At 39.2% G+C, this 8,258-nt stretch carries 7 protein-coding genes; 3 read left to right on the forward strand and 4 right to left on the reverse strand.

Going from position 1 to position 8,258, the window contains the following annotated elements; translation table 11 throughout:
- The first annotated feature begins 34 nt into the window (after positions 1-34).
- Positions 35-1,912 (forward strand): putative nucleotidyltransferase substrate binding domain-containing protein, encoded by a 1,878-nt coding sequence (locus tag ESZ26_RS11565; protein ID WP_146796676.1) that lies wholly within the window; start codon positions 35-37, stop codon positions 1,910-1,912.
- Positions 1,913-1,920: 8 nt separating this feature from the next.
- Entirely contained in the window at positions 1,921-2,625 is a 705-nt protein-coding gene (locus tag ESZ26_RS11570; RefSeq protein WP_146796679.1) for an exonuclease domain-containing protein, read from the forward strand.
- A 144-nt stretch (positions 2,626-2,769) separates the two neighbouring features.
- Here ESZ26_RS11570 and ESZ26_RS11575 read toward each other — a convergent pair whose 3' ends face one another.
- From ESZ26_RS11575 to ESZ26_RS11590, 4 genes are all read right to left on the reverse strand, one after another.
- On the reverse strand, positions 2,770-3,069 hold the full coding sequence (locus ESZ26_RS11575; RefSeq protein ID WP_146796681.1) for a hypothetical protein: 300 nt from the start codon (positions 3,067-3,069) through the stop codon (positions 2,770-2,772).
- Positions 3,070-3,278: 209 nt separating this feature from the next.
- Positions 3,279-3,530: an HP1242/YdcH family protein gene (locus ESZ26_RS11580; RefSeq protein WP_146796684.1), complete on the reverse strand. Its 252-nt coding sequence runs from the start codon at positions 3,528-3,530 to the stop codon at positions 3,279-3,281.
- An 11-nt stretch (positions 3,531-3,541) separates the two neighbouring features.
- A complete protein-coding gene (locus ESZ26_RS11585) occupies positions 3,542-3,856 on the reverse strand; it encodes a TraR/DksA family transcriptional regulator (RefSeq protein ID WP_146796687.1) in 315 nt (104 codons plus the stop codon).
- Between the two features lie 177 nt (positions 3,857-4,033).
- A complete protein-coding gene (locus ESZ26_RS11590) occupies positions 4,034-6,322 on the reverse strand; it encodes a S9 family peptidase (RefSeq protein ID WP_146796690.1) in 2,289 nt (762 codons plus the stop codon).
- Between the two features lie 300 nt (positions 6,323-6,622).
- On the opposite strand from ESZ26_RS11590, the gene ESZ26_RS11595 reads away from it, so the two are divergent.
- Entirely contained in the window at positions 6,623-7,669 is a 1,047-nt protein-coding gene (locus ESZ26_RS11595; RefSeq protein WP_146796693.1) for a DcaP family trimeric outer membrane transporter, read from the forward strand.
- Positions 7,670-8,258 lie beyond the last annotated feature (589 nt).

The following is an 8,258-nucleotide window of genomic DNA, read 5'->3' on the forward strand; positions in this document are numbered from 1 at the left end:
TCTACTAAGTATTTTTGTTAAAGGCTGAAAGAATATGGATCATGAACTCGCCGAAATTAGTGCTTTTCTTCAAGCGATTCCGCCATTCGACACCTTACCCGAATCGCTAACGTTACAATTAGTCAAAGAAATTAATATTTGCTACGTAAGGGCCAAGCAACCATTACCACCTAATGGTATCAAGGAGGCGCGCCTTTATATTTTACGCAAAGGTGCTTTGGTTTATACCGATCACAATGGTCAGTTAGTCGGGAAATATACTGAAGGGGAAATTTGCAGTGTTTTTTGTCGACCGGCACAACGCAATGAAGTGCAGGTAAATACCGAAGAAGACACTTTACTGTACAGTCTCGATTATCAAACTTTACTGTCTTTAGTTACCGATTATCCGCAAATAGACGCTTTTTTTATGCAAACAGCTGCTGAGCGTTTAAAAGGAAAAATGGGTAAGGTTAATGAAGATGCGATTATTAATTCTTCACTGATTAATAACCCCATTAGTCAATTTTATCATAAGCCGGTCTTAACAATTAATCGTCAGCAAAGTATTCAACAAGCGGCGTTAAAAATGACTGAGAAAAACATTTCTTGCTTAGTGGTGGTTGACGATAAAGAAAAGGGGGTCAGTACACCCGTTGGTATAGTAACCGATAAAGATATTCGTCGGCGTTGTGTAGCAGAAGGGTTAAGTTTTACTCAGCCAGTCAGTAAAATTATGACCGCTGACATGGCTACGTTACCTGAGCAAAGTAGCGCTTATGATGCGCTTATGTTGATGACTAGCAAGCGTATTCACCATCTCCCTATTACTGGTTTTAGTGATGCCGGAGAATATGGAGAACTGGTTGCTATGGTGACCATCACTGACTTAATGAATAATGAAGGTCATAACGCCGTCAATATCACCAGTATTATCCGTAAAGCGGCAACTATTAACGATTTGATCCGTATCAGTAAATTATTGCCGAAATTACAAATCCGCATGGCTAAACTCGGCACCAGTGCTGATCACATTGGTAAAAGCATTAGCGCAATAACCATGGCATTTACCATTCGAATTATTGAAATGTCAGAAAAAATTAATGGTAAAGCACCTGTTCCCTATGCATGGGTAGCTTGTGGCTCGCAAGCAAGGCAAGAGCAGCTCGCTCATTCTGACCAAGACAATGCTCTAATTATTTCTGATGAGGTACAACCCGAACATGAAGCTTGGTTTGAAAACCTCGCCTCGTTTGTTTGTGATGGTCTTGCTGCTTGTGGTTTTATCCTGTGTCCTGGCGATATCATGGCATCAAACCCTAAATGGCGACAACCACAACAGGTATGGCATCAATATTTTGAGCAATGGGTGAGTACTCCCAGCCCACAGGCGTTACTTAATGGTAGTGTGTTTTTTGATTTTGCTACAGTACATGGCGACGAATCTTTGCTTAATGAAGTACGCAGCAAGCTGCTGGCAAAAACCAAAGGTAACAGCTTGTTTCTCGCGCACTTGTCCAGAAATGCCTTGATGCTGCGCCCGCCACTGGGATTTTTTCGGGATTTTGTGCTGATTTCAGATGGCGAACATAAAGCGAGTTTAGATATTAAACATAATGGAATCGCGCCGATTGTTGACCTAGCAAGAATTTACGCGTTAGCGGAAGGTATCGCCTCAGTGAATACCATAGAGCGCCTTAAAAAAGCAGCCGGAAGCCCTTCTATTTCTAAAGAGTCGGCGGCTAACTTAATTGATGCTTATGAATTTTTAGGCATATTGCGTTTAGAGCACCAAGCTAATTTATTACAAGCAGGTAAAGCGCCAAATAATTATTTATCACCAAAAAAACTGTCTAAGCTCGAACGTGAACATTTAAAGGATGCTTTTAAAGTCATTAAAGCATTACAAGACAGCAGACAGTCAACGTACTAAGGTTAAATATGCTCAGCAATCAACCCTTGTTTTATTGGTTACTCGGTTACGAAGCTCAACGAAAACGGGCTTGGGCGCGAGCACCAGAAGGGGCTTTAAAAGATTTTCTATCGGTTAGTTTTCCTGATCCTGATACGCCATTAAATGACATTGAGATTTTGTCGGTTGATTTTGAAACCACAGGCCTTTATGCCATTAATGATAAGTTACTCAGTGTTGGCTTTATTGGCGTAACACAGCAGCAGATATCGTTAAAAGACAGCTACCATCAAATTATTAAAACGAAGGATGACCTTTGCGCGGATAACGTTATTATTCATCAAATAACCGATCAACAAAAAGAACAGGGCGCGCCATTAAAAGAGGTGGTTGAAGCCTTGCTAAAAGCTTTGGCTGGAAAAGTAATGCTGGTACATTTTGCTCGTATTGAAAGACAATTTTTACAACAAGCTTGTTTGGCACTTTATGGCGTAGCGCCACCTTTTCCGATGATAGATACCCTAATGATAGCAAAGCGTCAACTTGATAAAAAGGATGTCGCTTACGACCCCTCAGAATTAAGATTGTCAACTTTGCGTCACCAGCATGGCTTGCCAAATCATTTTGCCCATAACGCCTTAAATGACGCTATAGCAACGGCAGAACTGTTAATGGTACAAATGAGTGAGATGTCTGATAATAACTCACTTACATTACACGATTTATTGTTGTGATTTCTGCTCAGTCAGCCAATAAAAATTAACGGCAAGTAAATCTGTTAAAGGTAACCGTGATATCTTCAAGTTGAATATTACCTTTGAAAAGATACCCCTGATAACGTATTGCCGATCTTATTGGAAATAGCTTATGGTGACCGTTTAGGCTTTATCAACTGAAGTTGATGTAGACTTAGCATTGGCCTTTATTATTTCAATATCTACTTTATCAATAAGTAATAAGACGTCCGCTAACTTTTTTCTTAAATCAGCAGAAAGCTTGTTAGGGAAGCTGCTTTTTTTGGCAACAGAAAGCGATTCTCTGCGGATAACGATGTTAAGTAAATTTTGAATAGAGTCAGTATTTGATAGTGCTAATGCGGGGAGTGGTTTTTCAACTGCTTGATTAAAGGTATCGTACGCTTCTTGTAATGCTACTTTTGCTTGTTTTAGTCTAGCCATGTAACCGCCTATTTTATTGTTATTAGAGGCCTGTTGGTGTTTGTCATTATTAATCTAAACACCTAGGGCACCCTCTACAATAAATAGATTTGAAACTTTGTCTAGTGTTATTCTTCAGTAATTAAACGATTGCAGTAGTGTTAACTTTGTCGTCTTGCCTTGAGCCTATAGCTAACCATAGTTTCATACTATTACTTGGCCATAAAACTTTAGCAGGTTGATTTCGATTTTTTGATGATGGTAAATAATTCATCTTTTAAATGTAAACGCTGCTTTTTTTGTTGATCGAGATATTCATCAGAAGTATTTTCAGCCCCCTGTTCGATATGGTGAACTTCTTGGTCGAGCTCGTGATATTTTTTGAACAAGCGAGCGAAATGAGCATCGTTCATTTTTAGGCTGCGTATTTCATCAGCAAATTCTGGAAACTCGTGGTGTAAATCATGTTTTTCTATTATCATTTTTTTATTCCTTATGTTGCGCAATTAATACAAGTCGTGGTGTAAGGTAAAACGTGTAACCTTTCGATGTTTATCGCAGTGTCACAGCTCGTACAAAAGCCATATTTGTGATGTTCTAGACGATTTAATGCGGCAATAACATGCTTTAGTTCAGCTTTTGCTTGGTGATGAATTTCATCAAGGACTTCATCATTCTCGGTTTCGGTCGCTTGTTCTGCAAAGTCCTGTGAACGACCTTGGTGTAAATCAGCTTCAATAGCACTAATGCGATGTTCTAGCTGAGTTTTTTTCTCTGTTAAGGTGGTTAATATTTCTTGATCAGTCATGTCATTTCCCTTTGAAAGATAACGGCTATGACTTTATTTTATGACAACGTTGGCTAATTGTTTTGATCTAGCGCAAGCACAAGCGAATAATTGGCAAGCTTGGGCAGATAAATAGCAGGTCATGCTAATAAAAAAAGACGCATCAAGCGTCTTTTTTTATTGGAGTATAAAGCTGTTTTATTTAGCGAATTGAAACTCTTTCGGTGGTGTTGCCACCATTAAATGTTCAACAAAATAATCCCAACGTTTGCGCATCATGTAAGGTTCACGTGCAAAACCGTGACCACGATTAGGTAACATCAACATATCAAAATCTTTGTTAGCCTTAATTAAAGCTTCAACGACAATCAAAGTATTGTAAGGCGGTACATTGGTATCGGTTGTGCCGTGAGCAATTAATAATTTACCTTTTAAGCTGTCAACAGACAACTGATTGGCTTGGCTGTCGTAATTACTCGTCCCCTCTTGATTTTTAACTTCAAGACCATGGTATTTTTCGCCCCACTCGTCAGCATAGTTACGGTTATCATGATTACCTGCCTGTGATACCGCTACTTTGTAGAAATCTGGAAATGTTAATAACGCACGAGTTGATGCGAAACCACCACCAGAATGCCCCCAAATACCGACTCGCGTTACATCAATCCAACTATGACGCTTAGCTAACTGTTCAATGGCAGAAACTTGATCAGGAATGCCACTGTCGCCCATGTTGCCATAATAAAATTCATGGAAAGCTTTTGAGCGACCGGGTGTACCCAAGGCATCAATTTCTATAACAATAAAACCTAACTCAGCAATCGCTTGATTGTCGCCACGAGAGCTACGAAAATGACGGCCACGAATACTGCCTACTTGTGGACCTGGGTATAAATAATTAACCACAGGGTAAGATTGGTTGGCGTCAAAATTTGTTGGCTTGTACATTAAACCATAAATATCATTTTCACCGTTTCTGTCTTTAACAATAAATTCAACCGGTGCTTGCCAGCCAGAGGCTTTTAATTGGCTGATATCCATGGTTTCTATAGCCAATTCTTTGTTATTACTAACGGCACGTACTCGGCTTATTTCAGCGGTTGTTGGTGTTGCCGCGCGGTCTAAAAAGAATGTGCCGGCTTTATTTAAGGTAATGCGATGGTGCTTTTTCTCGGGTGTTAATAAGGTTAATTCAGAGCCATCTTTGTTGACGCTATAAAGATAATGGTAATAAGGATCACTGCCTTCTTTACCTGCGCCAGTGAAAATAAGTTTACCAGTTTTTTGATCTACGTGGAGTAATTCGATAACCGTCCAGTCACCTTGGGTAATTTGCTGTTTAATTTTTCCCGTTGCTAAATCTACTAAGTATAAATGTCCCCAGTTACTGCGCTGAGAAAACCAAATAGCTTCATTACTTTTTTCTAAGTATCTCCAGCTAATGCCACCAACACCGGATTCAAAAAAACTTTTTTGCGTTTCTGACATGATAACGCTAACTTTACCTGTTTTAGCATCAGCAATTTTCAAGGTAGCAGTTTTGTGATCGCGGCTAGAAGAAACAAAGGCAAATGTTTTACTGTCATCAGCCCAATCTATATCTAATAGTTCGCCGCTACGTCCAGCGACATGGTCGGTGATTGTTGAACGGTGAGCATCGGGTGCCATATCAAGTGGCGTGATCTTTTTACTTTCAACGTCGATAACGACACGATGAATAGCAAAAATATCTTTATCGCCCGGTAACGGATACTTCCAAACGTCAATTTTTGGATGACCAACTGCGGTTGATACTATGCCCATGTCACCTACGTTGCGGCCATCGTGTTTGAAGGTAGTTAATTTCTTTGAGTCAGGCGCCCAAGTCACTACGGGAGAATCACGACGAACCCAGCCAGCATTATTAGTTGCATAGCCAAAGTCTTTAATACCGTCAGTGGTTAACTGGCTTTCTTTATCAGTTATTAAGTCACGTAACCATAGATTATGGTCGCGAATAAATACCGCACGTTTACCGTCAGGTGATAAGTTCTCCGCACTCTTTTGGCTTAGTTCATCAAGATGACATAAATAATGAGTTAAATCACATTGGTAACTCTCTGTCTTCACTGAAACTTTTATCTTGTTTGCCGATATAAACTCTACTTGCGTGAAAGGAAATTTATCTTGGTTTACTTCGCTGTCAGTAATACGAGCAAGCGAGTCTGCTAATTTTTTATGATCAAACGCGAGAGATTTTTTTTGGTTATTTATATTCACTTTAAAAAATTTATCGCCGTCTTCAGTATGGCTGCGGTATACCAAAGTGTCATTATCTGACCATAATGGATAATCAACAGTACCCGTTACTAGCTTACTGGTATGGCTTGATAATTGTTGTTCGGCTTTTTTATAGTCGTCAACGCTTAGTTGTTTTGCCGACAACAGTGTCGGTGTCAGTGCAGAAATAAGTGCAACGCCACCGGCAAGGATAAAAGATTTTCTCATCTAAATTTACCTTTTTTCATTATGAGTTATTCACTCGAGGATAATACAAGCAAAGCTATGATCAGCCTAACATTTCCTAATCGTTTCAAGTGTGATTATCGTTAAATATACAATTTTATAAGATGAAATAATCGCTATTAACAGCCAAAAAACATCCCCTTTAGACTTATGTCTAATTTCTAAATAGCGATTAACGTTTTAAGTTATGTCCATAAAATAAAAATAAAACGATAAAAAGTAGCCAAAAGATCGTATCTGCAGTTTTTCTGAGGCTAATACACAACAAACGGGGATAGCAAAATGTTTAACAAGAAAAAGCTTCTATTAGCAACAGGATTATTCGCACTGGCTGGCACAGCAAATGCGGCTTACGAAATTAAATTAGACAACGACGATAGTATTACTTTCGGTGGCTACATCAAAGCAGATGCACGTTACATCGACGGCACTGTTGCAGCAACAGATTATTGGTACGGTAGTGGCACCGCATTAGACAATAGTATTTCTAATTTTGGTATTGCGGTAAATGAATCACGTATTAATACTAAATATAAGCATGGTGATTTAACCGGTTTTATTGAAATGGATTTCTATGGAGACGCAGTTAAAGGTGGTGGTAATGAGATTATTTCTAATTCGTCAAATCCACGTATTCGTCATGCATTTATTAAATATAAAGATTTATTAATCGGTGATACTTGGTCAACTTTTGTCAATACCAGCGCACTTGCTGAAGCTGCTGATTTTGGTGGACCATTGTTAGCCGCAGCGTTCATTCGTCAAGGACAAGTTCGTTACACTATGGGTAACTTTCAGGTCTCTGTTGAAAATCCAGAATCATATGGTGGTGTTAGTGGTAATGATTCTATGCCCGATATCATTGCTCGCTACAATTTTAAAGGCGATTGGGGTAATGTTGCTATTGCCGCGGTAGCTAAACGATTACAAACCGTTGGTGGCAATGAAGAGTCAGCACTAGGCTATGGCATTTCAGGTCGTATCAATACTTTTGGAAAAGATGACTTTCGCTTTCAATTTCATGGTGGTGAAGTAGGTCGTTATATTGGCGTAACCGCCTCAAAAGATTTAATTGGTGAAGAAGTTGAAGAAACAACCTCAATTAGCGTTGCATACCGTCACTTTTGGTCTGAAGGTTTACGAAGCACGGCCTTTTATGGCAATACCACCACAGAGGTCGCAGATTATGACCGTACACATTGGGGGGTAAATTTATTCAAAAATGTCACTCAGCAATTATCATTTGGTGTCGAAGTGGGCAATTTTGAAATGGCAGATAAAAATGTTGATTCTGACTACCTACAATTTTCAGCAAAATACGTTTTATAAGTAATATCGTTACATAAAGGCAAAGAATTCACACGTTTTGCGTTAGTTGACCTCCTATTCTGAGGTTGTTTGGGGAAGCTTTTGCTTCCCCTTTTTTATGTACAGGAGGTACGGTATGTCACGATCACATGGATGTGAAAGAGTGACGAATGTACAGGATGTTATCCTGATACTAGAATAAATTCAGCATAAATAACCGTCATCCTGATACTGAAACAAGTTCAGCATAAATAACCGTCATCCTGAATTTATTTCAGGATCTGGTTTTGAATACGGGAAGAAGAACAGATACTGAAACAAGTTCAGCATGACGGAAGTTCTTTAGGATCTGTTTGTTGAGGACTCAGTAAGAAAGACCTGATACTAGAATAAATTCAGCATAAATAACCGTCATCCAGATACTGAAACAAGTTCAGCGTAAATAACCGTCATCCTGATACTGAAACAAGTTCAGCATGACGAAGTTCTTTAGGATCTGGTTTTGAATGCGGCAAGAAGAACAGATACTGAAACAAGTTCAGCGTAAATAACCGTCATCCTGATACTGAAACAAGTTCAGCATGACGAAGTTCTTTAGCATCTGGTTTTG

This window comes from Colwellia hornerae (genome assembly GCF_007954355.1).
Lineage (GTDB): Bacteria > Pseudomonadota > Gammaproteobacteria > Enterobacterales > Alteromonadaceae > Colwellia_A > Colwellia_A hornerae.

Bases quoted from the DNA above. Each gene is read 5' to 3' on its own strand.
- ESZ26_RS11595 (WP_146796693.1), top strand. From the start codon at position 6,623: ATGTTTAACAAGAAAAAGCTTCTATTAGCAACAGGATTATTCGCACTG.
- ESZ26_RS11575 (WP_146796681.1), bottom strand. From the start codon at position 3,069: ATGGCTAGACTAAAACAAGCAAAAGTAGCATTACAAGAAGCGTACGAT.
- ESZ26_RS11580 (WP_146796684.1), bottom strand. From the start codon at position 3,530: ATGATAATAGAAAAACATGATTTACACCACGAGTTTCCAGAATTTGCT.
- ESZ26_RS11565 (WP_146796676.1), top strand. From the start codon at position 35: ATGGATCATGAACTCGCCGAAATTAGTGCTTTTCTTCAAGCGATTCCG.
- ESZ26_RS11590 (WP_146796690.1), bottom strand. From the start codon at position 6,322: ATGAGAAAATCTTTTATCCTTGCCGGTGGCGTTGCACTTATTTCTGCA.
- ESZ26_RS11570 (WP_146796679.1), top strand. From the start codon at position 1,921: ATGCTCAGCAATCAACCCTTGTTTTATTGGTTACTCGGTTACGAAGCT.
- ESZ26_RS11585 (WP_146796687.1), bottom strand. From the start codon at position 3,856: ATGACTGATCAAGAAATATTAACCACCTTAACAGAGAAAAAAACTCAG.